Origin of the sequence: Streptomyces sp. 2-1, assembly GCF_048564895.1 — a bacterium.
In the GTDB taxonomy this organism is placed as follows: Bacteria; Actinomycetota; Actinomycetes; order Streptomycetales; family Streptomycetaceae; genus Streptomyces; species Streptomyces phaeochromogenes.
The window spans coordinates 3242185-3267217 of sequence record NZ_CP183383.1; the positions used below are offsets into that span (position 1 = coordinate 3242185).

A 25033-nucleotide genomic window follows, 5' to 3' on the forward strand; every position below is an offset into this window, starting at 1 on the left:
TGGTTTCTCCACCCGATGCGGCACGGCACTCCGGGCCGATCGTACTCTTTGCCCATGAAACGCGCTGGCCGTCTGATGTTCGTCGCCGTCCCTCTCGTCGCGGTGACGGTGTACTTCGCCGTGCCCGACCAGAAGGGCGACGACGGGCCCTCGGACGCCCGGAAATCCTCCCCGTCGGCCTCGTCCTCCTCGTCCTCCTCCGGGTCGGCCGCCGACCTGGACTCCCCCAAGATGAAGGAGCTGGCCCAGCGGATCGTGTCGAGCGCCGAGAACTCCAGCCTCGACTGGCGCGCCCAGTACGACTACATCGAGGACATAGGCGACGGCCGTGGCTACACCGCCGGGATCATCGGCTTCACCACCGGCACGCACGACCTACTCAAGCTGGTCGAGCTGTACACCGAGTCCCATCCTGACAACGCCCTGGAGCCGTATCTGCCGGCCCTTCGCTCCGTCGACGGCTCGGACTCCCACGAGGGCCTGGACCCCGGTTTCACCGCCGCCTGGAAGGAGGAGGCGCAGAAGGACGCCTTCAAGCGCGTCCAGGACTCCCAGCGCGACCGCATCTACTTCGACCCGGCGGTCCGCCTCGCCAAGAGTGACGGCCTGGGTGCCCTCGGCCAGTTCATCTACTACGACGCCATGGTCATGCACGGCCCCGGCGATCCCGGCTTCCACGGCATCCGCGAGCGTGCCATGGCCGAGGCCGACACCCCCGCGGAGGGCGGCGACGAGCAGAGCTACCTCGACATCTTCCTCGACACCCGTCGCGAGACCATGAAGTCCGAAAAACGCAACACGACCCGCGTGGACACGGCCCAGCGGAGGTTCCTGTACGACGGCAACCTGGGCCTTCGCACGCCGCTGGAGTGGAAGGTGTACGGGGTGACGTACAAGGTCGGCTAAAGCCATTCCTCGCCCCCGCCGCCCCTACCCATTCCCGTCCCTTTTCAGGGGCTCCGCCCCCGAACCCCCGCTCCTCAAACGCCGGAGAGGCTGAAGATTTCGCAGCCCGGGCCGACACACTCAGCCCGTCCGGCGTTTGAGGACGAGGCCGTTCAGGCCGATAGCGGGGGTCTGGGGGCGGCAGCCCCCAGGGACGGGACGGGTAGGGGCGGCGGGGGCGAGAAAAAGACCCAAGACGCACCACGGCGCCCACCATCGTCCGGTCGGGGACAAAAGGCAGGCGCCGCGTTCAGTTCCGTACGCCTTTGTACGGGACGTCTGTTGAGGTGGAGCGTCAGACCATGAAGGATCAGACCATGAGGGAGCGGTCCGTGGGCCGGATCGGCGCCGGCAGCTCGCTCTCCCCGGTCAGGAAGCGGTCGACACCGCGGGCGGCCGAGCGGCCCTCCGCGATGGCCCACACGATGAGGGACTGACCACGCCCGGCGTCACCGGCGACGTACACACCGGGGATGTTGGTCGCGAAGTCGGCGTCGCGGGCGATGTTGCCGCGCTCGTCCAGGTCGAGGCCGAACTGGGAGACGAGGCCGTTCTCCTGGTCGGTGCCCGTGAAGCCCATGGCGAGGGTGACGAGCTGGGCGGGGATCTTGCGCTCGGTGCCCGCCTTCTGCGTCAGCTTGCCGTCGATGAACTCGACCTCGACGAGGTGCAGCCACTGCACGTTGCCGTCCTCGTCGCCCTCGAAGTGGGTGGTGGAGACGGAGTAGACCCGCTCGCCGCCCTCCTCGTGCGCGGAGGTGACCTTGTAGAGCATGGGGAACGTCGGCCAGGGCTGGTGCGGAGCACGGTCCTCGCCCGGCTGGGGCATGATCTCCAGCTGCGTGACGGAGGCCGCGCCCTGGCGGTGGGCGGTGCCCACGCAGTCCGCGCCCGTGTCGCCGCCGCCGATGACGACGACGTGCTTGCCCTCGGCGGTGATCGGGGGCGCCACGTAGTCGCCCTCCTGCACCTTGTTGGCGAGCGGCAGGTACTCCATCGCGAAGTGGATGCCGTTCAGCTCGCGCCCGGGGGCGGGCAGGTCGCGGGAGACGGTCGCGCCGGCCGCGATGACCACGGCGTCGTACCGCTTGCGCAGGTCCGTCGCCTTGAGGTCGCGGCCGATCTCGATGCCCGTACGGAAGCGGGTGCCCTCCGCGCGCATCTGCTCGATGCGGCGGTTGATGTGCCGCTTCTCCATCTTGAACTCGGGGATGCCGTAGCGCAGGAGGCCGCCGACGCGGTCGGCGCGCTCGTAGACCGCCACGGTGTGGCCGGCCCGGGTGAGCTGCTGCGCGGCGGCCAGGCCGGCCGGGCCGGAGCCGATGACCGCGACCGTCTTGCCGGAGAGCCGCTCGGGCGCCTGGGGCGCGACGTCGCCGCTGTCCCACGCCTTGTCGATGATCGAGACCTCGACGTTCTTGATGGTCACGGCGGGCTGGTTGATGCCGAGGACGCACGCCGACTCGCACGGGGCGGGGCAGAGCCGGCCCGTGAACTCCGGGAAGTTGTTCGTGGCGTGCAGGCGCTCCGAGGCGGCGGACCAGTCCTCGCGGTACGCGTAGTCGTTCCACTCGGGGATGAGGTTCCCGAGCGGACAGCCGTTGTGGCAGAACGGGATGCCACAGTCCATGCAACGGCTGGCCTGCGTGGGGATGATGGGGAGCAGCGAGCCCGGAACGTAGACCTCGTTCCAGTCCTTGAGACGCACGTCCACCGGACGGGTCCTGGCGACCTCGCGGCCGTGGTTGAGAAAGCCCTTGGGATCAGCCATTGGTCGCCGCCTCCATCATCTTCTCGGTGATCTCGGTCTCGGTGAGACCGGCTCGCTCGGCGGCGTCCTTGGCGGCGAGCACTGCCTTGTACGTGCTGGGGATGATCCTGCTGAAGCGCTCCACCGACACGGCCCACTCGGCGAGGAGCTTCTCGGCGACCGTGGAGCCGGTCTCCTCGGCGTGGCGGCGCACGACGTCGTGCAGCCACTGCTTGTCGGTGTCGTCGAGCTCCTCGACCGCGCCGAGGTTGCCGACGTTGACGTTGTCGCGGTTCAGGTCGATGACGTACGCGATGCCGCCCGACATACCGGCCGCGAAGTTGCGGCCCGTCTCGCCGAGCACGACCGCGTGACCGCCGGTCATGTACTCGCAGCCGTGGTCGCCCACGCCCTCGGAGACCACCGTCGCGCCGGAGTTGCGGACGCAGAAGCGCTCGCCGGTACGGCCCCGCAGGAACAGCTCGCCGCCGGTCGCGCCGTACGCGATGGTGTTGCCCGCGATCGTCGAGAACTCGGCGAGGTGGTCGGCGCCCCGGTCGGGACGGACGATCACCCGGCCGCCGGAGAGGCCCTTGCCGACGTAGTCGTTGGCGTCGCCCTCCAGGCGCAGCGTCACACCGCGCGGCAGGAAGGCGCCGAAGGACTGGCCCGCGGAACCGGTGAAGGTGATGTCGATGGTGTCGTCGGGCAGGCCCGCGCCGCCGAACTTCTTCGTCACCTCGTGGCCGAGCATGGTGCCGACCGTGCGGTTGATGTTGCGGATCGCGACCTGCGCGCGCACCGGCTGGGCACCGGTGGCGGAGTCCGCGGCGAGCGCGTCGGCGGCGAGCTTGATCAGCTCGTTGTCGAGCGCCTTCTCCAGGCCGTGGTCCTGCTCGATGACCTGGTGGAGCGGAGTGCCCTCGGGCAGCTCCGGCACGTAGAAGAGCGGGGACAGGTCCAGGCCCTGCGCCTTCCAGTGGGTGACCGCCCGCTCCACGTCGAGGTGCTCGGCGTGGCCGACGGCCTCCTCGATCGTGCGGAAGCCCAGCTCGGCGAGGATCTCGCGGACCTCCTCGGCGATGAACTCGAAGAAGTTCACGACGTACTCGGCCTTGCCGGCGTACCGGTCGCGCAGCACCGGGTTCTGCGTGGCGATGCCGACCGGGCAGGTGTCCAGGTGGCAGACGCGCATCATGACGCAGCCGGAGACGACGAGCGGCGCGGTCGCGAAACCGAACTCCTCGGCGCCGAGCATGGCGGCGATGACGACGTCACGGCCGGTCTTCAGCTGGCCGTCGGTCTGTACGACGATGCGGTCGCGCAGGCCGTTGAGCAGCAGCGTCTGCTGGGTCTCGGCGAGGCCGAGCTCCCAGGGGCCACCGGCGTGCTTGAGGGAGGTCAGGGGCGATGCGCCCGTACCGCCGTCGTGGCCGGAGATGAGGACGACGTCCGCGTGCGCCTTGGAGACACCCGCGGCGACTGTGCCGACGCCGACCTCGGAGACCAGCTTCACGTGGATCCGCGCCTGCGGGTTCGCGTTCTTCAGGTCGTGGATCAGCTGGGCGAGGTCTTCGATGGAGTAGATGTCGTGGTGCGGCGGCGGGGAGATCAGACCGACACCCGGGGTGGAGTGCCGGGTCTTGGCGACCCACGGGTAGACCTTGTGGCCGGGCAGCTGGCCGCCCTCGCCGGGCTTGGCGCCCTGGGCCATCTTGATCTGGATGTCGTCCGCGTTGACCAGGTACTCGGAGGTCACACCGAAGCGGCCGGAGGCGACCTGCTTGATGGACGAGCGGCGCGCCGGGTCGTACAGACGGTCCGCGTCCTCGCCGCCCTCACCGGTGTTGGACTTGCCGCCCAGCTGGTTCATGGCGATGGCGAGCGTCTCGTGGGCTTCCTTGGAGATGGAGCCGTAGGACATGGCGCCGGTGGAGAAGCGCTTGACGATCTCGCTCGCCGGCTCGACCTCGTCGATGGAGATCGGCTCGCGGCCGGACTTGAAGCCGAACAGGCCGCGGAGCGTCATCAGGCGCTCGGACTGCTCGTTCACGCGGTCCGTGTACTTCTTGAAGATGTCGTAGCGGCGGGTGCGCGTGGAGTGCTGGAGGCGGAAGACCGTCTCCGGGTCGAACAGGTGCGGCTCACCCTCGCGGCGCCACTGGTACTCGCCGCCTATGTCGAGGGCGCGGTGCGCGGGCGCGATGCCGCTGGCCGGGTACGCCTTCGCGTGGCGGGCGGCGACCTCCTTGGCGATGACGTCGATGCCGACGCCGCCGATCTTGGTGGCCGTGCCGATGAAGTACTTCTGGACGAAGGCCGTGTCGAGACCGACGGCCTCGAAGACCTGGGCGCCGCGGTAGGAGGCGACGGTGGAGATGCCCATCTTGGACATGACCTTGAGGACGCCCTTGCCGAGCGCGTAGATCAGGTTGCGGATGGCCTGCTCGGACTCCATGCCGGGAAGGAACGTGCCCGCCCGGACGAGGTCCTCGACGGACTCCATCGCGAGGTACGGGTTGACGGCCGCGGCGCCGAAGCCGATGAGGAGGGCCACGTGGTGGACCTCTCGGACGTCGCCGGCCTCGACCAGCAGGCCCACCTGGGTGCGCTGCTTGGTGCGGATGAGGTGGTGGTGGACGGCCGCGGTGAGGAGCAGCGAGGGGATCGGTGCGTGCTCGGCGTCGGAGTGACGGTCCGAGAGGACGATCAGCCGGGCGCCGTTCTCTATGGCGGCGTCGGCCTCGGTGCAGATCTCCTCGATGCGCGCGGCGAGCGAGTCGCCGCCGCCGGAGACCCGGTACAGACCGGACAGCGTCGCGGCCTTCATGCCCGGCATGTCGCCGTCGGCGTTGATGTGGATGAGCTTGGCCAGCTCGTCGTTGTCGATCACCGGGAAGGGCAGGGTGACGCTGCGACAGGACGCGGCGGTCGGCTCCAGGAGGTTGCTCGCGGGGCCGAGGGAGGAGCGCAGCGAGGTGACGAGCTCCTCGCGGATGGCGTCCAGCGGCGGGTTGGTGACCTGCGCGAACAGCTGGGTGAAGTAGTCGAAGAGCAGACGGGGGCGCTCGGACAGGGCCGCGATCGGCGAGTCCGTGCCCATGGAGCCGAGGGGCTCGCCGCCGGACTTGGCCATCGGCGCGAGGATGACGCGCAGCTCTTCCTCGGTGTAGCCGAAGGTCTGCTGGCGGCGGGTGACGGAGGCGTGCGTGTGCACGATGTGCTCACGCTCCGGGAGGTCCTCCAGCTCGATCTCGCCGGCCTCCAGCCACTCCGCGTACGGGTTCTCGGCAGCGAGGCCGGCCTTGATCTCGTCGTCCTCGATGATGCGGTGCTCGACGGTGTCGACGAGGAACATGCGGCCGGGCTGCAGGCGGCCCTTGCGGACGACCTTCGCGGGGTCGATGTCGAGGACGCCGACCTCGGAGCCGAGCACGACGAGGCCGTCGTCGGTGACCCAGTAGCGGCCGGGGCGCAGACCGTTGCGGTCCAGTACGGCGCCGACCTGCTTGCCGTCGGTGAAGGTGACACAGGCCGGGCCGTCCCAGGGCTCCATCATCGTGGAGTGGAACTGGTAGAAGGCGCGGCGGGCCGGGTCCATGGAGTCGTGGTTCTCCCACGCCTCCGGGATCATCATCAGCACGGAGTGCGGGAGCGAACGGCCGCCCAGGTGCAGGAGTTCGAGCACCTCGTCGAAGGACGCGGAGTCGGAGGCGTCGGGCGTGCAGATCGGGAAGACGCGGTCGAGGCCCTTGTCGCCGAACAGGTCGGAGACGAGCTGGGACTCGCGGGCCACCATCCAGTTGCGGTTGCCCTTGACCGTGTTGATCTCGCCGTTGTGCGCGACGAAGCGGTACGGGTGGGCGAGCGGCCAGCTCGGGAAGGTGTTCGTGGAGAACCGGGAGTGCACGAGCGCGATCGCGGAGGCGAAGCGGCGGTCGGACAGGTCCGGGAAGAAGGGCTCCAGCTGGCCGGTGGTCAGCATGCCCTTGTAGACGATGGTCCGGGCGGAGAGCGACGGGAAGTACACGTCGGCCTCGCGCTCGGCGCGCTTGCGCAGCACGAACGCCCTGCGGTCGAGGTCGATGCCCTGGCTGGATCCGTCCGTCACGAAGACCTGACGGAAGAGGGGCATCGTCGAGCGGGCGGTGGCGCCGAGGAGCTCGGGGGCGGTCGGGACCTCGCGCCAGCCGAGGACCGTCAGACCCTCGTCGGCGGCGATCGTCTCGATCCGTGAGACGGCCTCGTCGGCGGTGTCCTCCGGAAGGAAGGCGATACCGACCGCGTACGAGCCCGCCTCGGGCAGCTCGAATTCGGCCACCTCGCGGAAGAAGGTGTCGGGCACCTGGGAAAGGATCCCGGCCCCGTCGCCGGAGTCGGGCTCCGAGCCGGTCGCGCCGCGGTGCTCCAGATTGCGGAGCACGGTCAGCGCCTGCTCGACCAGCGCATGGCTCGCCTCACCGGTGAGGGTGGCCACAAAGCCGACGCCACAGGCGTCGTGCTCGTTGCGCGGGTCGTACATCCCCTGCGCGGCAGGGCGAGCATCCATGAAGGACCAGTTCTGGCCATTCGCGGAGTGCTGGGACGGCTGGCGCGGCGTACGCATCGGCTCTCCCGTCGTCGTCGTGGCATATGCAAGTGCCGAGGGACGACGTTGGCCCTCTGCGAAAGGTGCAAAATTTCGTGCAGGTTACATGATGGAGCCGTTCTCGGGAACCGGATACGGCGTTCCAACATGCGGACGCCGCGGGTCGCGGCGAAGGCCGCTCGTGGCGGCTGAACAAGGGGACCTTTTCGGACAGATCAATGACCGTCGGCCCGATCGCGGCAGGCAACGTCGCCCAACGCTTCAAATGCTGTGCAGGCTTCATTGCCCGCAGCGCTTACGGCTCATGCCCAGTGGTTAAGGATTCGAAACCGCCGAGTAACGACTACTTATGCAGTCCCTTGCATAGCTGCTCGACTCGACGGCGCGGGGGTCATCCTACGGCCGTATCGAACAGGGTGCCCAGGGCGTACGTCACACCGGCGGCGGCGCCGCCCAGCGCGAGCTGCCGCAGTCCGCTGTACCACCAGGACTTCGCGGTCACCCTGGCCACGATCGCACCGCACGCGAAGAGCCCGAGGAACGCGAGCAGCAGAGCGGGCCACAGGGCGCTCGCGCCCAGCAGGTAGGGAAGTACGGGGAGCAGAGCGCCCAGGGCGAACGAGCCGAAGCTCGACACGGCGGCGACGCTCGGCGAGGGCAGGTCACCGGGATCGATGCCCAGCTCCTCGCGGGCGTGTATCTCCAGGGCCTGCTCGGGATCCTTCGACAGCTGCCGGGCGACCTCACGGGCAAGGTCGGGCTCGACGCCCCGCGCCTGGTACAGCTCGGCGAGCTCACGCTCCTCGTCCTTGGGGTGCTTCCTCAACTCCCGCCGCTCGACGTCGAGTTCGGCCTCGACGAGCTCGCGCTGCGAGGCGACGGAGGTGTACTCGCCGGCCGCCATGGAGAAGGCGCCGGCGGCCAGCCCCGCGAGCCCGGTGATGACGATCGTCCGATGCGAGACGGCACCGCCCGCCACACCCGTCATCAACGCCAGGTTGGAGACCAGACCGTCCATCGCACCGAAGACGGCCGGGCGCAGCCAGCCGCCGCTGACGTCCCGGTGCGTGTGGTTGTCACGGTGCGCCTCGTGAAGAGTCGCCTCGGTCTCGATGATGGCCATGCCTGGGTCTCCCGAAATGCTGTTTGAGCTGTGCCACTTGGACTGTTTCTACTTTTGGATAACACCCAAGCTACGCCCGAAATTTCACGCTCGCCAGCAAGGAAGGCCGTACTTACCTGGGCTTTCACCGCTCTTCGCTCATCCGTAGGGACCTGCGCACAAATGTCGACCGGGTGACGCTGGGCCGCGCGAGGCTCCGCCGAACCACTTGGTGGGGACAGATCCGCAAAGGGTCCCTCAGACCTTCCGGGACCCCGCGATGGAGAGGCACCGTCATGGCTTCGATTGCCTGCGTTCCCTCGGTCCCGGCCCCCGGGGGCGCCGCCGGTCTCCGCGACCGGGCGCGCGGCGCGCTGCTGGGACTCGCCGTCGGGGACGCGCTGGGGGCGCCCGCCGAGAACATGAAGCCGTCCGAGATCCGCGCACGCTGGGGCCGCATCACGGGATACGTGACCGAGACTCCGGCCGGCACGGACGACACGGAGTACGCGATCTTCTCCGGGCTGCTCCTGGCCCGGCACGGCTCGGCGCTCACGCCCCGGCATGTGGAGGTGGCCTGGCACCAGTGGATCGCCGACCTGGACGAGGGTCCCTTCCGGGGCGCGGGCTTCAGCGAGCGCGGCACGCTGGAGAACCTGCGGCGGGGCCTGGCCGCCCCGATCTCCGCCCAGCACCGGCACGCCTGGAGCGACGGTCTCGCCATGCGCGCGGCCCCCTTCGGCGTCTTTGCGGCGGGCCGCCCCGCGGAGGCCGCCCGTCTGGTGGCCATCGACGGTTCGGTGAGCCACGACGGCGAGGGCATCTACGGCGGCCAGGCGGTCGCGGCGGGCGTGGCCGCGGCGATGGCGGGCGCCCCGACGATGGTGGTGGTTGCCTCGGCCCTGGCGGTGATCCCCGACGACTCCTGGACGGCCCGCTCCCTGCGCCGTGCCGTCGCCTGCGCCCACCGCGGCGAACGCGCCGTCCGCTCGGCCGTCGTCATCGGCGGCTACCCCTGGACCGACCTCGCCCCCGAGGCCGTCGCCCTGGCCTTCGGCGCGTACGCGGCAGCCGACGGCGACTTCACGGAAGCGGTCCTGACCGCCGTGAACATGGGCCGCGACGCCGACACCACGGCAGCGGTGGCGGGCGCCCTGGCCGGCGCGACAAAGGGCGTCTCATCGATCCCCCCGACCTGGTCAGCGGCAATCGGCCCGGCAAAAGGCAGCTGCCTCCCATCCATGCAGGGCCACCACATCCTCGACGTGGCGGACCTCCTGACCCCGGACGAGGACGAGGTACCCCAGTGAAACCAGAACTACTGAACGACCCGAACGAGGGCGCCCCTTCAGGAACACGGGGAACGGCACACCCGGCCGCCCCTTCAGGGGCGCGGGGAACTGCGCACTCAGCGCCGACGGACCCGCACACCACACCCCGGACGCCCACGACTCCCCCAGGGGCGCGGGGAACTGCGCACCCAGCCCCCACCGACCCGCACACCACACCCCGGCCCCCCACCACCCCCTCAGGGGCGCGGGGAACTGCGCACCCAGCCCCCACAGACCCGCACATCACAACCCGGACCAACACCCACCGCCGAATCGAAGGCCTCCTGCTCGGCCTAGCCGCAGGCGACGCCGCCGGCTGGCCCGCAGCCAGACACAGAGCCGCCCGCATGCCCGAATGGACCAGACGCCTCACCCGAGAACTGGACACCTTCGCCGAACAGAACGCGACGACCACCCTCCCCGTCCCCATCGCCCTGAACCAACCCCCGGAACCCCTCCGCCTCGGCCCCTCGGACGACGCCGAATGGGCGGCCTTCGCAGCGGAGGCGGTCCTGCGCGCCACCGACCCCGGCGCACTCGGCGACCTGAGCCGAGAACGCCGCATGCGCGCGGCCATCGACCTCTCCTGGAACGCCATCGCCAGCGAGGTAGCCGCGGCGGCGGACCGCGCCCCCGAGGTCGAGTCGGCCGTACTCCCCCTGCGCGCCCGCATCTCCGTACGGGCGGGCCTCGGCAACCTCGCCACCGGCCTGCGCCCACCCGCCACCGGCCACGACAACCCCCACTACTTCGACGACGCGGCCTGCGTACGGGCCTGCGTACTGGCCGTGGCCCACGCCGGGGACCCTCAACTCGCCGCGGAACTGGCCGAGTTCGACGCCCGCTACACCCAGGACGGCGACGGCGTGCACGGCGCCCGAGCGATGGCGGCGGCGCTGGCCCTCGCCCTGGCCGGCGAGGACGCCGACACCTGCGTGGCAGCCGCGCTCGCCGAACTCCCGGAGTCCACGGAGATCGGCCGCAACGCCCGCCACGCGCTGACGCTCGCCCGCGAGGCCGACAGCGCCTTCAGCCTCGTACCGCTGCTGGAACACCAGATCGTCGACCACGTCTACAGCTATGGCATCGCCGCGGCCGAGACCGTCCCGGTGGCCCTCGCGCTCGCGACCGCCTCGCACGGCCGGATCGCCGAGGCGGTACCCGCGGCCGCGTGTCTGTCGCGGGTGGCGGACTCGGCCCCCGCTCTCGTCGGCGCGCTGACCGGCGCGATCGGCGGCGGCACGGCGATCCCGGCGTCCTGGCGAGACGCGTGCCGCACGCTCTCGGGCTGCGCGCTCCCCCGTCTGACGGGCACAGACCTGGTGGAACTCGCCGAACTGCTGGCAGCCACGGAACTGGCCCTCTCAGGGGGATGATTCGGACATGACGCCCACCGCACCCGCAACCCTGGAAGAACGGATCACCCGCAGCCTCGTAGGGGCCGCCGTCGGAGACGCGCTCGGCGGCCCCGTCGAGGGCTACTCCCCCGAGCAGATCGCCGAACGCCACGGCGGCCGGGTCCACGGCATCGTCGGCCCCTGGAACGGCGACGACTGGCGCACGGCCCGCCCCATCGCCCCGTACCACAAGGGCGACGGCCACGTCACCGACGACACCTTGATGACCCACGCGCTGGTACGGGTGTACGCGAAGGTCCGCGACCACCTGGACGCGTACGCCGTCGCCGACCACCTGGTCCCCGACCTGATGACGACACCGCGCTGGATCCCGGAGCTGGAGGCCGAGGCCCTCCCCCTCCACCGGATCTTCCTGGCGGAGAAGTGGCTGGTGACACGGATCCACTACGGCCACGTCGACCCCCGCGAGGCCGGCACCGGCAACATCGTCAACTGCGGTGCGGCGATGTACATGGCCCCGGTCGGCCTGGTCAACGCGGCCAACCCGGCGGGCGCGTACGCCGAGGCCCTCGACATCGCGGGCGCCCACCAGTCGTCGTACGGACGAGAGGCGGCGGGCGTCTTCGCGGCAGGGGTGGCGGCGGCCTGCACCCCGGGTGCGACCCCGGACTCGGTGATCGAGGCCTGTCTGTCCCTGTCGAAGGACGGCACCCGGGCGGCCATCGAAACGGTCTGCGACACGGCATCGCGCTACTCGGACTTCGAGTCGGCGCTACGCCCCCTGCGCGAGGCGGTGGCTCCCTACGACACGGTGGGCCCCGACTACCGCGCCCCGTCCCTGGGCGCCCGCCGCCCCTCCCGCATCCACTCCATCGAGGAACTCCCGGTGGCTCTCGCCATGTTGCTGATCGCCCGCGGCGACTACCGGCACGCGGTCCTGGGCTCGGTGAACTACGGCCGCGACTGCGACTCGATCGCCACGATGTCCGGGGCTCTCGCGGGCGCCCTCGGTGCGGAGATCCCGCCCGACTGGGCCAAGACGGTCGCGGAGTCCAGCCGCCTGGACCTGCAGGCCCCCGCGACGACCCTCACAGAGGTGACCCGCGAGATCTTCACCCGCGACACCGCCCGCCGCCGCACCCACGAGACGGCCTACGCGGAGCTGTCATGACCCCCCTCCTGCGCCTGACCTGGGTCCAGCCGGAGGACCTACTGGGCCACGAACTCCACCAGGCGGAGGAGGACGGCCGAGAACCATCGGCCATCGCGTCACGCTGGCACAGGGCGGGCGGCCCCCAGTCCCCGCAACGAGCAGGCGCTTCCCCCCACCCGGCCTCCCCCTACCTAAGGGCACTGGCCCAGGACCTCCTGGACGAACTGACGGACCTACCAAGCAGGTTGAAGGACAAGGAACCAACAGCCCTGCCCAGGATCCGGGCCCTATGCCCCAACTGGCCCACAACGGCAGAGGACCCCCTCTGCACCGCTGTGGGCAGGCGTTCCGCAAGGGCGGAACGGGTGGGCACAGCGGACCCCAGCAGCAGCTCCGGGGGTCTGGGGGCAGCGCCCCCAGTTTCGGGAAGGGGTGGGTCTGGGGAAGAAAAAGCGTCCCTCACCCCCACCACACTCCACCCCCGCCTGGAAGCCGCCTGGCTGGGCAGAGCCGCAGGCTGCCTACTCGGCAAGCCAGTGGAAAAACTCCCCCTGGACGGCATCAGAGCACTGGCCAAAGCCACCGGCAACTGGCCCCTGACCACCTGGTTCACAGAACGAGGCCTCCCCCCGGACCTCAAAGCCACCCACCCCTGGAACCGCCGCTCCGCGACCACCTCCCTCGCCGAGAACATCGACGGCATGCCGGAGGACGACGACCTCAACTACCCCCTCCTGAACCTCCTGCTCCTCCAACGCCACGGCAAGCACTTCACCACCACGGACGTGGCCCGCCTCTGGCTGGACGAACTCCCGGCGGGCCGCACGTTCACCGCGGAACGAGTCGCCTACCGCAACCTCCTGGACGGCATCGAACCCCCGCACACGGCCCGGCACCGCAACCCGTTCCGAGAATGGATCGGCGCCCTGATCCGCGCGGACGCCCACGGCTGGACCAACCCGGGCGCCCCGGCGACCGCCGCGGAACAGGCCCACAGGGACGCCACCCTCACCCACACCGCCAACGGCGTCTACGCGGCGATGTTCACGGCGGCGGCCATCTCTGAGGCGGCCACCGGCACGAGCGACATCCACGCCTGCCTCCGTACGGGCCTCACCGTCGTACCCCCCGACTCCCGCCTCGCCGAAGCCGTCCGCCACGCGATCCAACTGGCCACGGAACAGCGGGACTTCGAGGCGGTGGTCGACGAACTGCACGCCACTCACGCCGCGTACCACTGGGTCCACGCCATCCCCAACACGGCCCTGCTCGCCGCCGCGCTCACCCACGCGGACGGCGACTTCACGGCCTCGATCTGCCGTGTCGTATCGGGCGGCTGGGACACGGACTCGAACGGCGCGACGGCCGGCTCGATCACGGGCCTGCTCGCGGGCGCCCGCGAGGCGATCCCGTCCCGCTGGACGACCCCGCTCAAGAACCGACTGGCCACATCCATCGGCGACTTCAACGGCACGGGCTTCGACACCCTCGCCGACCTGACAGCCCAACTGGCAACCCGCCCGACCGCCTGACCGAACGGCCCCTCCCCCACCCCCACCAGGAGTCCCCCCACCCATGACCCACACCGCCGTGACCGCACCGGCACCCCTCACCGGCCTCCGCGTCCTCGACCTCGCGACCCTCTTCGCCGGCCCCCTCGCCGCCACGATGCTCGGGGACTTCGGCGCGGAGGTCATCAAGGTCGAGCACCCGCGCAGACCGGACCCGTCCCGCGGCCACGGCCCGTCGAAGAACGGCATCGGCCTGTGGTGGAAACTCCTCGGCCGCAACAAACGCACGATGACGCTGGACCTCTCCACCGACGGCGGCCGAACCACCCTCCTCCGCCTGGCCGCCTCCGCCGACGTGATCATCGAGAACTTCCGCCCCGGGACCCTGGAGAAGTGGGACCTCGGCTGGGAGGAGCTCTCGGCAGCGAACCCCCGCCTGGTCCTGGCCCGCGTCACCGGCTTCGGCCAGTTCGGCCCGTACGCGCACCGCCCCGGCTTCGGCACGCTCGCCGAGGCGATGAGCGGTTTCGCCGCGATCACCGGCGAACCGGACGCCCCGCCGACACTCCCGCCCTTCGGCCTCGCCGACTCGATCGCGGGCCTGGCCACGGCGTACGCGGTGATGACGGCCCTCGCCGCCCGCGACCGCACGGGCCGCGGGCAGGTCGTCGACATGGCGATCATCGAGCCGATCCTCACGGTGCTGGGCCCGCAGCCGCTCTGGTACGACCAGTTGGGCCACGTCCAGCCCCGCACGGGCAACCGCTCCCAGAACAACGCGCCCCGCAACACCTACCGCACCGCGGACGGCAGTTGGGTCGCCGTCTCGACCTCGGCCCAGTCGGTCGCCGAACGCGTGATGCGTCTGGTCGGCCGCCCGGACCTGACCGCCGAACCCTGGTTCACCACCGGCGCGGAACGGGCCCGCCACACGGACGTCCTCGACGAGGCGGTCGGATCGTGGATCGCCGACCACACCCGCGAGCAGGTCATCGCGGAGTTCGAGAAGGCGGAGGCGGCGGTGGCCCCCATCCAGGACGTACGCGATGTCATGACGGACCCTCAGTACGCGGCCCTCGACACTGTCACCACCGTCGACGACCCCGAACTGGGCCCGCTGCGCATGCAGAACGTCCTCTTCCGCCTCACCGAGACCCCCGGCGGAATCCGCTGGGCGGGCCGCCCGCACGGCGCCGACACGGACACCGTCCTCGCCGAACTCGGCCTGACGGAGGCCGAGATCACCACGCTCAGATCGGAGGGCGCGCTGTGACCACGGAAGCAACCGACGCCACCGGAGCGACCGACGCTTTCGCTCTCACCTGGCTGTACGTCCCCGGCGACCGCCCCGAAGTGGTGGCCAAGGCCCTGGTCGCGGGCGCCGACGTGGTCGTCGTCGACCTGGAGGACGCGGTCGCCCCCGACCGCAAGGAGTACGCCCGCGCCGCCACCGCCGACCTCCTGTCCGAGCCGTCCCCGCTCCCGGTGCCGGTGCACGTGCGCGTCAACGCCCTGGACAGCCCGGAGTCCGTCGCCGACCTCCGGACCCTCGCCGCGCTCCCGCCCCTGTCGAGCCTCGCGGGCATCCGCCTGCCCAAGGTCACGACCCCCGCCCAGGTCGTACGTGCGGCGGACAGGGCCCCGCACCTCCCCCTGTACGCCCTCCTGGAATCGGCCCTCGCCGTCGAGCACGCCTACGCGATCGCCACGGCCCACACCGCACTGCGCGGCATCGCGCTCGGCGAGGCCGACCTCCGGGCCGACCTGGGAGTACGCGACGACGCGGGCCTCGACTGGCCCCGCTCCCGAGTGGTCCTGGCGGCCCGCGCGGCCGGTCTCGCCCCGCCTCCCCAGTCCGTCCATACCGACGTACGCGACCTCGCCGGTCTGGCCGCGTCCTGCGCCCACGGCCGCGCGCTCGGCTTCCTCGGCCGTGCGGCCATCCATCCCCGCCAGCTCCCGGTGATCGAGACGGCCTACCTCCCGACCCCGGAGGACATCGAATCGGCCGAGTCGGTCGTCAAGGCCGCGGCCACCCACTCCGGCGCCCAGGCACTCCCGGACGGCCGCTTCATCGACGCGGCGGTGGTGGCGGCGGCCCACCGCACCCTGGCACTGGCCCGCCGCCGCTAGCCGTGCACACACACGTGGAGGGGGCGCCCCGACTGCTCGGGACGCCCCCTCCACGTACGAACTGAGGTCAGGCCTTCTTCGCCGCCGACTCGGCCTCTTCGTCCTTCGCCTCGACGGAACTCGACGAGTCCGCGGTCTCCGACTCAGCGGAACCGGAGCCGGATTCGGAGTCGGAGTCGGCCTCGGCCGTCTCCTTCTCGTCCTCGGACTTCACGGCCTCGGACGTCTTGGCCTTGGACGTCTTGGCCCTAGACGTCTTGGCCTCGGACGCCTTTGCCTCGGACGTCTCAGCGTCGGACTTCTTGTCCTCCGAGTCCTTGGTCTCGGAGTCCTCGTCCTCGGACTTCTTGTCCAGCTTCACCGCGGCGCTGTCGTCGTCGGTGTCCCCGTCGGAGGCACCCGGTTCGACGACCTCTTCGCGTCCGGGACGGCGCCGGGCCGACAGGACGATGTAGAGGACGGCGAGGAGGAAGACGACGATCGAGGTCCACTCGTTGAGGCGCATCCCCAGGAAGTGGTGGGCCTCGTCGACCCGCATGGCCTCGATCCAGAAGCGGCCCGCGCAGTACGCGGCCACGTACAGGGCGAAGGCGCGGCCGTGGCCGAGCTTGAAGCGCCGGTCGGCCCAGATGACGAGGACCGCGACACCGATGCACCACAAGGACTCGTACAGGAAGGTCGGGTGGTAGTAGCCCGGCACCCGGCCGTCCGTCGTGGACGTGATGTGCAGCGCCCAGGGGAGGTCCGTCTCCCGCCCGTACAGCTCCTGGTTGAACCAGTTGCCCCAGCGGCCGATGGCCTGCGCGAGGGCGATGCCGGGTGCGAGGGCGTCGGCCCACGCGGGCAGCGGGACCCCACGGCTGCGGCAGCCGATCCAGGCACCCACCGCGCCGAACGCGATGGCGCCCCAGATACCGAGGCCGCCCTCCCAGATCTTGAAGGCGTCGACCCAGTCCTGACCCTCGCTGAAGTACAGCTGGTAGTCGGTGATGACGTGGTAGAGCCGCCCGCCGACGAGACCGAACGGCACGGCCCACACGGCGACGTCCGCCACGGTGCCTGGTCGGCCCCCGCGCGCGATCCATCGCTTGTTGCCGAGCCAGACGGCTACGAAGACGCCGATGATGATGCAGAACGCGTAGCCGCGCAGCGGAATGACGCCGAATAGTTCGTACACTCCGCGCGACGGGCTGGGGATGTAGGCAATTTCCATGGCGGAGTCGACGCTACCCTGCCGGGCGGCAGGTACGGCAACCCGCCCGGGCTACGGCTCCATAACGAGACCGACGGGACCCACGGGGCCTCCGGTGCGGATGTGACATCCGCGAAGCCCCTGCGGCCCATCGGCCTCCTGCTCCACCTACCACCACGGCCTCAGACCTCGGCGCCTCGCGCCTCCGCCTCTGCGGCTTCGCGCCTCACGCCTTGTCGGCCTGCTGCACCATCTGCTTCAGCTTCGCCGGGGTCATCGACTGGTCCTGGTAGATGTTCTTGCCGTTCAGCAGCACCGTCGGTGTGCCGCTGAAGCCGCCGCCCTGGAAGGCCTGGTGGGACTTGGCGACCCAGCTGTCGTGCGCCCCGTCGTCGACACACTTCTTGAACGTGCCGGTGTCCAGCCCGTCGACCTTGCCGGCCAGCTCGATCAGCTTGCTGTTCTTCGCGTACGCGTCGTCCGTCTCGGCGGGCTGGTTCTCGAACAGCACGTCGTGGTACGCGGTGAACTTCCCGGCGTCCTGGGCGCACGCCGCGGCGTTGGCCGCGCGCAGGGAGCCGCTGCCGCGCATGTTCCCGTCGATCAGGGTCGCGAGGTGGTACTCGACCTTGAGCTGTCCGGCGTCCGTCAGCTCGTGGATCGTCGAGCGGTAGGCGTCCTCGAAGCTCTTGCAGGCCGGGCAGCGGAAGTCCTCCCACACGGTGAGGGTGGACTTGGCGCTCTCCTTGCCGACGGGGATGGCCAGGCTGTCGTCGCCGTTCGCACCCGAGGGGGCCGTCACCGGGCCCGCCGTGTCGGTCTTGTCCTTGCCTGCGTTCGCGGCCAGCACACCGCCGACCGCGGCCAGTGCCAGCACGCAGACGACGGCACCGCCCACGATCAGCACGCGCCGGCGCTTCTCCGCCGTCTTCTGCTTCGCTCGCTCTTCCGCCAGCCGCTCGCGGGCGGTGCGCTTTCCGTCACGGTTCTTCTCGCTCACATCCCGCAGAACGAACCGGGGAGGCGCACCGCGCCTCCCCGGCCCCAGGTCCACCCGTTCGAGTGAGCGGATTGTCCGTTACGTGCTCGAACGGACATGGATCACGCCGTGCCGCGCACGCCCTTCGCGAGGTCGGCGGCGAGGGCGCGTACGGCGTCCAGGCCCGCGGCCTCGTCCGGGGCGTCCAGCATCCGCTTCACGAAGGCCGAGCCGACGATGACGCCGTCGGCGAAGCCCGCGACCTCGGAGGCCTGCTCGGCGTTCGAGACGCCGAGGCCGACACAGACCGGGATGTCGGTGGTGGCCTTGGTGCGCCGCACCAGGTCCTGGGCCTGCGCGCCCACGGACTCACGCGTCCCGGTGACGCCCATCAGCGAGGCCGCGTAGACGAAGCCGGAGCCCGCCTTCGTGATCTCGGCGAGCCGGGCGTCCTTGCTGCTGGGCGCGACGACGAAGACGGTCGCGAGGCCGTGCTTCTCGGCGTGCTCCCTCCACAGCGCGGACTCCTGGACGGGCAGGTCGGGCAGGATGCAGCCCGCTCCGCCCGCCTCGGCCAGCTCGGCGGTGAAGCGCTCGACGCCGTAGCGGTCGATCGGGTTCCAGTACGTCATCACGAGGACGGGCTTGCCGGTCGCCTCGTACGCCTCGCGGACCGTGCGCATGACGTCCGCGATCTTGACGCCGCCGCGCAGGGCGATGTCGTCGGCGGTCTGGATGACCGGTCCGTCGAGGACCGGGTCGCTGTGCGGCAGCCCCACCTCGACGACGTCCGCGCCGCCCTCGAAGACCGCCTTGATGGCCGCGATCCCGCCGTCGACGGTCGGGAAGCCTGCGGGCAGGTACGCGATGAGCGCGGACCGCCCCTCGGCCTTCGCACCGGCGAGGGTGTCGCTCAACAGCTCGATGTTGCCGCTCACTTGGCGTCCCCCTCGATCTCCGCGCTGTCGCTGTCGGCGTCCGCCTCGACGACGGCGTCGGCGCCCTCGTCGTACAGGCCGAAGTAACGGGCGGCCGTGTCCATGTCCTTGTCGCCGCGCCCGGAGAGGTTGACGACGATCAGCCCGTCGGGCCCCAGCTCCTTGCCGACCTCCAGGGCCCCGGCCAGCGCGTGCGCGCTCTCGATCGCCGGGATGATGCCCTCGGTACGGGAGAGCAGGCGCAGGGCCTGCATCGCCGCGTCGTCGGTGACGGCACGGTACTCACCGCGGCCGCTGTCCTTGAGGTACGCGTGCTCGGGGCCGATGCCCGGGTAGTCGAGTCCGGCCGAGATCGAGTACGGCTCGGTGATCTGGCCCTCCTCGTCCTGGAGGACGTACGACCGCGAGCCGTGCAGGATGCCGGGCTCGCCCGCGGTGAGGGTTGCCGCGTGCTCGCCGGTCTCGATGCCGTGTCCGGCGGGCTCGCAGCCGATGAGGCGTACGTCCGCGTCCGGGATGAAGGCGTGGAAGAGGCCGATGGCGTTGGAGCCGCCGCCGACGCAGGCGACGGCCGCGTCGGGGAGACGGCCCGCGCGCTCCAGGATCTGGCGGCGGGCCTCGACGCCGATGACGCGGTGGAAGTCGCGGACCATGGCCGGGAAGGGGTGGGGTCCGGCGACGGTACCGAAGAGGTAGTGGGTGCGGTCGACGTTGGCGACCCAGTCGCGGAAGGCCTCGTTGATGGCGTCCTTCAGCGTGCGACTGCCGGACTTCACGGCGATGACCTCGGCGCCGAGCATGCGCATCCGGGCCACGTTCAGGGCCTGGCGCTGGGTGTCGATCTCGCCCATGTAGATGGTGCATTCGAGGCCGAACAGCGCGCAGGCGGTGGCCGTCGCGACGCCGTGCTGGCCCGCGCCGGTCTCGGCGATGACCCGGGTCTTGCCCATGCGCCGGGTGAGCAAGGCCTGCCCGAGCACGTTGTTGATCTTGTGGGAGCCGGTGTGGTTCAGGTCCTCGCGCTTGAGGAACACCCGGGCGCCACCGGCGTGTTCGGCGAAGCGCCGCACCTCGGTGAGGGAGCTGGGGCGGCCGGTGTAGTGGACGAGCAGGTCGTCCAGTTCCCGGGCGAACTCGGGGTCGGACTTCGCCTTGTCGTACTCCACGGCGACCTCGTCCACGGCGGCGACGAGCGCCTCCGGGATGAACTTGCCGCCGAACGCGCCGAAGTACCCCTCGGCGCTGGGGACCTGACCCTCGGGGTCGGGAATGAAGAACTCGCTGGGCATGCGGTTACCTCGCAGGGGCGAAAGCCCCGGTCAACAGGTCGGATGGACGGTCACGTGTGCGCCTCGGCCGCCGGCGGTTCGCTCATGTGGAGGCGTACCACTTCCCGCCGCGACGGCGCGAGGCCTCACAGCGGTGATCGGTGGTGATCGGCGGTGCCGAACCGGGCCGCGGCCCCGTCAGGAGACGGGGCGGAGCCCACCGTCGGCGGTGGCGCGTACGCGCCGGCGCCATCGCATGCCGTTGACCTGGCCGGGCTCGTCACCGATGACGTACCGCACCCGGCGACCGTGCACCCGCCGCGCGGGCGCCCGGCAGCCGCGCGGACGGCAGCCGCGGGCGAGCCGTGCGTAGGGGCCGCGGGCCACCGAGGGGCCCGCGGCGGCCGACCGTACGCTCGCCGGACCACCGTCGGGGCCGGGGCCCGGACGGGTGGTCGTGGCGGCGAGGGAACGGTCGGCGTACATCCGGAGGGTCAGCCCCGTCCGTGCCGCAGCGCGGGATGGGCTCCCGCGGCGACCAGGTCGGAGACGGCCGTCTTCGGGTCCCGGCCGGTGACCAGGGACTCGCCCACCAGCACGGCGTCGGCGCCCGCGTTGGCGTACGCGATGAGGTCGTGCGGCCCGCGGACGCCGGACTCGGCGATCTTCACGATGTGCGCGGGGATCTCGGGTGCGACGCGGTCGAAGGTGCCGCGGTCGACCTTGAGGTCCTTGAGGTTGCGCGCGTTGACGCCGATGACCTTCGCGCCGGCGTCCACCGCCCGCTCGACCTCGTCCTCGTCGTGCACCTCGACGAGCGGTGTGAGCCCGATGGACTCGGCCCGCTCGATGAGGGACTCCAGGGCGGGCTGGTCGAGGGCGGCCACGATGAGCAGCGCGAGGTCCGCGCCGTACGCCCGGGCCTCCCACAGCTGGTAGGAGGTGACGATGAAGTCCTTGCGCAGCACCGGGATGTCGACCCGGGCGCGGACGGCCTCCAGGTCGGCCAGCGATCCGCCGAAGCGGCGCTGCTCCGTGAGGACGGAGATGACGGCCGCGCCGCCCGCCTCGTAGTCGGCGGCGAGTGCGGCGGGGTCGGCGATCGCGGCGAGGGCGCCCTTGGACGGGCTGGAACGCTTGACCTCACAGATGACCTTGACGCCGTCGCCGCGCAGGGCCGCGACACCGTCCTTGGCAGGCTGAGCCTTCGCGGCGCGCTCCTTGAGCTCGTCGAGGCTGACGCGCGCCTGCCGCTCCGCGAGGTCGGCACGGACTCCGTCGATGATCTCGTCGAGCACACTCACGCGAGCGGCCCCCTTCCCAGACGGTGAACAGTTGAAGCGGTTCTGCGGTTGACCCGGGTTTCGTCGCATCGGACGAAACCGGTGGTCACTGCGATGGTATCCGGAGGAGGGCTTAGGCCTCACATCCGGTTGACGCCGGTCCCACTACCTGGACGTTCCCCAATTGATCAAGGATGCAGCCAGCCACCGAACGGCAGGTTCCGGACAACCGTGAAGACCAGCAGCAACGCGCCCAGGCCCCACAGGACGGACGGCCGGGGATCGATGCGCAGCGGCCGTCCCTGGACGGTACGGATCACCCAGACGGTCCACACGACGGCGAACACCAGGTACCCGGCGACGGCTACCGCGTTGGCCCCGAGCGCCGCCACGAGATCCCCGTGCGCGACGGCGTGCGCGCTGCGCAGTCCGCCGCAGCCGGGGCAGTACACGCCGGCGTACTGGAGCAGCGGACAGGCGGGGTAGTGACCGGGCTCGTTCGGATCGACGGCCCCCACGTACGCGAAGGCGCCTGCCACGGCCGCGAGGATCCCACCGGGCACGAGGAGCCGCCGCGCCACGGACCCCTGCGGCACGGGTCCTGGAGCGGGCGTCACCCTCTGGGTCTCGGCGTTCACCCCACGCATTCTGCCGCGCCGGGGCGCACACCGCACACATGCGCGTACGCGAGGAAACACGTCAGTACGCGAGAAAGCACATCCGTACGCGAGCAAGCAATGGCCGTACGCGAAAGAGGCGGGCCCGGCGGTCGAAGCCGGCCCCGCCTCTCAGCACGCCGTGAAGGATCAGCTCTCGGCGGACGCGGACGCCACCTGGTGGGTCCGGGAGGCGGCCTTCTGCTTGCCCAGGCCCGCCGCACTCATGGCCATGCCGACGACGCCACCGAGGGCCACGACGACCATGCCGGCCCAGAAGCCCAGCGGGCTGGCCATCACCATGAAGGCACCGGAGATGCAGAACCCGATGATCGCGATGGTGACACCGGTCCAGGCGGCCGGAGTGTGACCGTGGTTGCTGCCCGCCATGACTTAGCTCCTCATGATCTGTGTTGCTGTGCGCGTGTGTGAGTCGGACGCTCGTCGTCCATTCTCCCGCACTCGTCCGCGTGCCCTGAGCCGGGGTGCGCCGTAGCGGGCGCGGGGCTGTATCGATGTGCGGCTCCGCCGCGTGGGCGTGAGCAGCCACAGCGGAGTCGCAGGTCCAAACGGCGCTGCCGACGGAACGGTCACGCCCCTGTGGGGTCCTCCCCGCGGTCCAGCGCCTTCCAGATCTCCTCGGGCCGGTCGGGGTCGGCCGGGGCCCGGGTCTTGCGGGGCCGGGGCGTGCCGTCGCGCTCGTACCGCCCGGACATGGCAGGCCACAGCCGCCCGTACCGCAGGGCGAGCAGCCCGGCGAGGAGCAGCAGCACGCCCCCCGCCGCGGCCACGTACGGCCAGGCGGTGTGGGTCATGGCCTCCACGGTCGCCCCGCTGTCGCCGGAGGCCTGCGCGGCCTTCTCGTCGAGCGCGGAGGTGTCGGAGGCGCCGAGGAGCGCCGAGACGACGGTGCCCGCGCCGGAGAGCGCGAGGAGCCCGGCGACCAGGAAACGGCCGGCGCGGCGGACGGCGAAGACGGCGACGAGAGCGGCGAGGCCCACTATGGCGAGGGACGCGGGCACGCCCGTCACATCGCCGCCCTTGGCGCTCAGCGGGAAGTCGCCGTCGGCCACCGTCGTGGTGCCCTCCGACCAGCCCTGCCGTGAGGCGAGCAGCGCGACGACCGCGCCGAGCGCGCCGAACAGCAGGGCGAGGGCGAGGCTTCGGCGGCCGGACCGGGCGGGTCCGGGGGCTTCGGATCGAGGGTGCGGAACAGCAGTCACGTACTCCACTATCGCCTGAACACCGGGCGAACCGTCACCCGGGGTTCACGTGACTCGCGTCCCACTGTCCGCGTACGTCCGGCTGTACGGCCGTTTCCCGCGGTCCGGGCCGATGTGCGCCCTACGGTCGTCCGAGCCGGTTCGCCGTGTGGACCGCGCGCAGGACGGCCGCCGCCTTGTTGCGGCACTCGGTGTCCTCGGCGACGGGGTCCGAGTCGGCGACGACTCCGGCGCCGGCCTGCACGTACGCCGTGCCGTCCCGGAGCAGGGCCGTCCGGATCGCGATGGCGGTGTCGGAGTCGCCCGCGAAGTCGAGGTAGCCGACGCAGCCGCCGTACAGCCCGCGCCGCGAGGGCTCCAGTTCGTCGATGATCTGCATCGCGCGGGGCTTGGGGGCTCCGGAGAGGGTGCCCGCGGGGAAGCAGGCGGTGAGTACGTCGAAGGCCGTACGGCCCTCGGCCACCCGGCCCGTGACCGTGGACACGATGTGCATGACATGCGAGTACCGCTCGATGGACATGAAGTCGACGACCTCGACGGAGCCGGGCTCGCAGACCCGCCCCAGGTCGTTGCGCCCCAGGTCGACGAGCATGAGGTGCTCGGCGCGCTCCTTGGGGTCGGCGATCAGCTCGTCGGCGAGGGCCTGGTCCTCCTGGACGGTGGCGCCGCGCGGCCGGGTGCCCGCGATGGGGTGCACCATCGCCTGTCCGTCCTCGACCTTGACCAGGGCCTCCGGGGAGGAGCCCACGACGTCGAAGCCGTCGAAGCGGAAGAGGTACATGTACGGGGACGGGTTGGTGGCCCGCAGGACCCGGTACACGTCCAACGCGCTTGCCGTGCACGGGGTTTCGAAGCGCTGGGAGGGGACGACCTGGAAGGCCTCGCCGGCCCGGATGCGTTCCTTGATGTCCTCGACGGCGACCTGGTAGTCGGGGCCGCCCCACAGCGCGGTGTACTCGGGGAGCTCGGACGGCGGGAGCGCGGCCGGGGGCTGCGAGACGGACCGCGAGAGGTCGGCCTCCATGGCGTCGAGGCGGGCCACCGCGTCCGCGTACGCCTCGTCGACGCCCGTGTCGAGGTCGTTGTGGTTGATCGCGTTGGCGATCAGCAGGACCGAGCCGTCCCAGTGGTCCATGACCGCGAGGTCGCTGGTGAGCAGCATGGTGAGCTCGGGCAGCTTCAGGTCGTCGCGCTCGCCGGGGCCGATCTTCTCCAGTCGGCGCACGATGTCGTACCCGAGGTAGCCGACCATTCCGCCGGTGAAGGGCGGCAGCCCCTGGTCGTACACGAGGTCGTGGGGGGTGTGCAGGGCCTCGATGGTGGCGCGCAGGGCGGCGAGGGGGTCGCCGTCGGCCGGGACGCCGACGGGCGGGGTGCCCAGCCAGTGGGCCTGGCCGTCGCGCTCGGTGAGGGTGGCGGCGGAGCGGACGCCCACGAAGGAGTAGCGGGACCAGGAGCGGCCGTTCTCCGCGGACTCCAGGAGGAAGGTGCCGGGGCGCTCGGCGGCGAGCTTGCGGTAGAGCGCGACGGGCGTGTCGCCGTCCGCGAGGAGCTTGCGGCTGACGGGGATGACACGCCGGTCGGTGGCCAGCTTGCGGAAGGTCTCGAGGTCCATGGCGGCTG

The 25033-nt window shown here is 71.1% G+C and carries 20 protein-coding genes; 7 read left to right on the forward strand and 13 right to left on the reverse strand.

Annotation, left to right across the window (positions count from 1 at the left end; genetic code table 11):
• Positions 1–54: 54 nt before the first annotated feature.
• On the forward strand, positions 55–906 hold the full coding sequence (locus tag ACN20J_RS14290; protein WP_419666020.1) for a chitosanase: 852 nt from the start codon (positions 55–57) through the stop codon (positions 904–906).
• A gap of 349 nt (positions 907–1255) precedes the next feature.
• Here the strand turns inward: ACN20J_RS14290 and ACN20J_RS14295 are convergent, their stop codons facing one another.
• The 3 genes from ACN20J_RS14295 to ACN20J_RS14305 all read right to left on the reverse strand — a co-directional run bounded on the left by ACN20J_RS14295 (position 1256) and on the right by ACN20J_RS14305 (position 8406).
• Positions 1256–2716 (reverse strand): glutamate synthase subunit beta, encoded by a 1461-nt coding sequence (locus ACN20J_RS14295; protein ID WP_189840350.1) that lies wholly within the window; start codon positions 2714–2716, stop codon positions 1256–1258.
• Positions 2709–7301, reverse strand: coding sequence for a glutamate synthase large subunit (gene gltB / locus ACN20J_RS14300; RefSeq protein ID WP_190230341.1), 4593 nt, complete (start codon positions 7299–7301; stop codon positions 2709–2711). Before gltB ends, ACN20J_RS14295 begins: the two co-directional genes overlap by 8 nt.
• A gap of 373 nt (positions 7302–7674) precedes the next feature.
• Complete coding sequence (locus ACN20J_RS14305) at positions 7675–8406, reverse strand: VIT1/CCC1 transporter family protein (protein ID WP_419666021.1); 732 nt, start codon at positions 8404–8406, stop codon at positions 7675–7677.
• A gap of 275 nt (positions 8407–8681) precedes the next feature.
• Here ACN20J_RS14305 and ACN20J_RS14310 point away from each other — a divergent pair, with 275 nt between their 5' ends.
• The 6 genes from ACN20J_RS14310 to ACN20J_RS14335 are packed head-to-tail and all read left to right on the forward strand — an operon-like array spanning position 8682 to position 15871.
• Positions 8682–9695: an ADP-ribosylglycohydrolase family protein gene (locus ACN20J_RS14310; RefSeq protein WP_190230343.1), complete on the forward strand. Its 1014-nt coding sequence runs from the start codon at positions 8682–8684 to the stop codon at positions 9693–9695.
• Positions 9581–11092, forward strand: a complete 1512-nt coding sequence (locus tag ACN20J_RS14315; protein ID WP_419668881.1) for an ADP-ribosylglycohydrolase family protein — start codon at positions 9581–9583, stop codon at positions 11090–11092. The genes ACN20J_RS14310 and ACN20J_RS14315 overlap by 115 nt, the downstream gene beginning before the upstream one ends.
• 7 nt (positions 11093–11099) lie before the next feature.
• Entirely contained in the window at positions 11100–12245 is a 1146-nt protein-coding gene (locus ACN20J_RS14320; protein WP_419666023.1) for an ADP-ribosylglycohydrolase family protein, read from the forward strand.
• On the forward strand, positions 12242–13759 hold the full coding sequence (locus ACN20J_RS14325; protein ID WP_419666024.1) for an ADP-ribosylglycohydrolase family protein: 1518 nt from the start codon (positions 12242–12244) through the stop codon (positions 13757–13759). The genes ACN20J_RS14320 and ACN20J_RS14325 overlap by 4 nt, the downstream gene beginning before the upstream one ends.
• Before the next feature lie 43 nt (positions 13760–13802).
• Positions 13803–15011, forward strand: coding sequence for a CaiB/BaiF CoA transferase family protein (locus ACN20J_RS14330; protein WP_189840344.1), 1209 nt, complete (start codon positions 13803–13805; stop codon positions 15009–15011).
• Positions 15008–15871, forward strand: coding sequence for an HpcH/HpaI aldolase/citrate lyase family protein (locus ACN20J_RS14335; protein WP_361997383.1), 864 nt, complete (start codon positions 15008–15010; stop codon positions 15869–15871). The genes ACN20J_RS14330 and ACN20J_RS14335 overlap by 4 nt, the downstream gene beginning before the upstream one ends.
• A gap of 67 nt (positions 15872–15938) precedes the next feature.
• Here the strand turns inward: ACN20J_RS14335 and lgt are convergent, their stop codons facing one another.
• The 10 genes from lgt to ACN20J_RS14385 all read right to left on the reverse strand — a co-directional run bounded on the left by lgt (position 15939) and on the right by ACN20J_RS14385 (position 25025).
• On the reverse strand, positions 15939–17084 hold the full coding sequence (lgt, locus tag ACN20J_RS14340) for a prolipoprotein diacylglyceryl transferase (protein ID WP_419666025.1): 1146 nt from the start codon (positions 17082–17084) through the stop codon (positions 15939–15941).
• Between the two features lie 205 nt (positions 17085–17289).
• A complete protein-coding gene (locus ACN20J_RS14345) occupies positions 17290–18063 on the reverse strand; it encodes a DsbA family protein (protein ID WP_189840341.1) in 774 nt (257 codons plus the stop codon).
• Between the two features lie 101 nt (positions 18064–18164).
• A complete protein-coding gene (gene trpA, locus ACN20J_RS14350; protein WP_189840340.1) occupies positions 18165–18980 on the reverse strand; it encodes a tryptophan synthase subunit alpha in 816 nt (271 codons plus the stop codon).
• Positions 18977–20269 carry a tryptophan synthase subunit beta gene (gene trpB, locus ACN20J_RS14355; protein ID WP_055612139.1) on the reverse strand — a complete coding sequence of 431 codons (1293 nt, stop codon included), beginning with the start codon at positions 20267–20269 and terminating at the stop codon, positions 18977–18979. The genes trpA and trpB overlap by 4 nt, the downstream gene beginning before the upstream one ends.
• 177 nt (positions 20270–20446) lie before the next feature.
• Positions 20447–20734 carry a tryptophan biosynthesis modulator TrpM gene (gene trpM / locus ACN20J_RS14360; RefSeq protein WP_245697082.1) on the reverse strand — a complete coding sequence of 96 codons (288 nt, stop codon included), beginning with the start codon at positions 20732–20734 and terminating at the stop codon, positions 20447–20449.
• Between the two features lie 8 nt (positions 20735–20742).
• Entirely contained in the window at positions 20743–21552 is an 810-nt protein-coding gene (gene trpC / locus ACN20J_RS14365) for an indole-3-glycerol phosphate synthase TrpC (protein ID WP_055612138.1), read from the reverse strand.
• A gap of 167 nt (positions 21553–21719) precedes the next feature.
• Positions 21720–22178 carry a DUF2752 domain-containing protein gene (locus tag ACN20J_RS14370; protein ID WP_361920470.1) on the reverse strand — a complete coding sequence of 153 codons (459 nt, stop codon included), beginning with the start codon at positions 22176–22178 and terminating at the stop codon, positions 21720–21722.
• A gap of 159 nt (positions 22179–22337) precedes the next feature.
• Positions 22338–22577 carry an HGxxPAAW family protein gene (locus ACN20J_RS14375; protein WP_190230349.1) on the reverse strand — a complete coding sequence of 80 codons (240 nt, stop codon included), beginning with the start codon at positions 22575–22577 and terminating at the stop codon, positions 22338–22340.
• Between the two features lie 200 nt (positions 22578–22777).
• Positions 22778–23419, reverse strand: a complete 642-nt coding sequence (locus tag ACN20J_RS14380; RefSeq protein ID WP_189840336.1) for a TIGR02234 family membrane protein — start codon at positions 23417–23419, stop codon at positions 22778–22780.
• Between the two features lie 112 nt (positions 23420–23531).
• A complete protein-coding gene (locus ACN20J_RS14385) occupies positions 23532–25025 on the reverse strand; it encodes an anthranilate synthase component I (RefSeq protein WP_055612134.1) in 1494 nt (497 codons plus the stop codon).
• Positions 25026–25033: the final 8 nt, after the last annotated feature.

Excerpts from the sequence above, each read along its gene's own strand:
- trpB (WP_055612139.1), bottom strand. The coding sequence starts at position 20,269 with ATGCCCAGCGAGTTCTTCATTCCCGACCCCGAGGGTCAGGTCCCCAGC.
- ACN20J_RS14320 (WP_419666023.1), top strand. The coding sequence starts at position 11,100 with ATGACGCCCACCGCACCCGCAACCCTGGAAGAACGGATCACCCGCAGC.
- ACN20J_RS14370 (WP_361920470.1), bottom strand. The coding sequence starts at position 22,178 with ATGCGTGGGGTGAACGCCGAGACCCAGAGGGTGACGCCCGCTCCAGGA.
- ACN20J_RS14330 (WP_189840344.1), top strand. The coding sequence starts at position 13,803 with ATGACCCACACCGCCGTGACCGCACCGGCACCCCTCACCGGCCTCCGC.
- ACN20J_RS14375 (WP_190230349.1), bottom strand. The coding sequence starts at position 22,577 with ATGGCGGGCAGCAACCACGGTCACACTCCGGCCGCCTGGACCGGTGTC.
- gltB (WP_190230341.1), bottom strand. The coding sequence starts at position 7,301 with ATGCGTACGCCGCGCCAGCCGTCCCAGCACTCCGCGAATGGCCAGAAC.
- lgt (WP_419666025.1), bottom strand. The coding sequence starts at position 17,084 with ATGGAAATTGCCTACATCCCCAGCCCGTCGCGCGGAGTGTACGAACTA.
- ACN20J_RS14385 (WP_055612134.1), bottom strand. The coding sequence starts at position 25,025 with ATGGACCTCGAGACCTTCCGCAAGCTGGCCACCGACCGGCGTGTCATC.
- ACN20J_RS14290 (WP_419666020.1), top strand. The coding sequence starts at position 55 with ATGAAACGCGCTGGCCGTCTGATGTTCGTCGCCGTCCCTCTCGTCGCG.
- ACN20J_RS14310 (WP_190230343.1), top strand. The coding sequence starts at position 8,682 with ATGGCTTCGATTGCCTGCGTTCCCTCGGTCCCGGCCCCCGGGGGCGCC.
- ACN20J_RS14325 (WP_419666024.1), top strand. The coding sequence starts at position 12,242 with ATGACCCCCCTCCTGCGCCTGACCTGGGTCCAGCCGGAGGACCTACTG.
- trpM (WP_245697082.1), bottom strand. The coding sequence starts at position 20,734 with ATGTACGCCGACCGTTCCCTCGCCGCCACGACCACCCGTCCGGGCCCC.
- ACN20J_RS14305 (WP_419666021.1), bottom strand. The coding sequence starts at position 8,406 with ATGGCCATCATCGAGACCGAGGCGACTCTTCACGAGGCGCACCGTGAC.
- ACN20J_RS14295 (WP_189840350.1), bottom strand. The coding sequence starts at position 2,716 with ATGGCTGATCCCAAGGGCTTTCTCAACCACGGCCGCGAGGTCGCCAGG.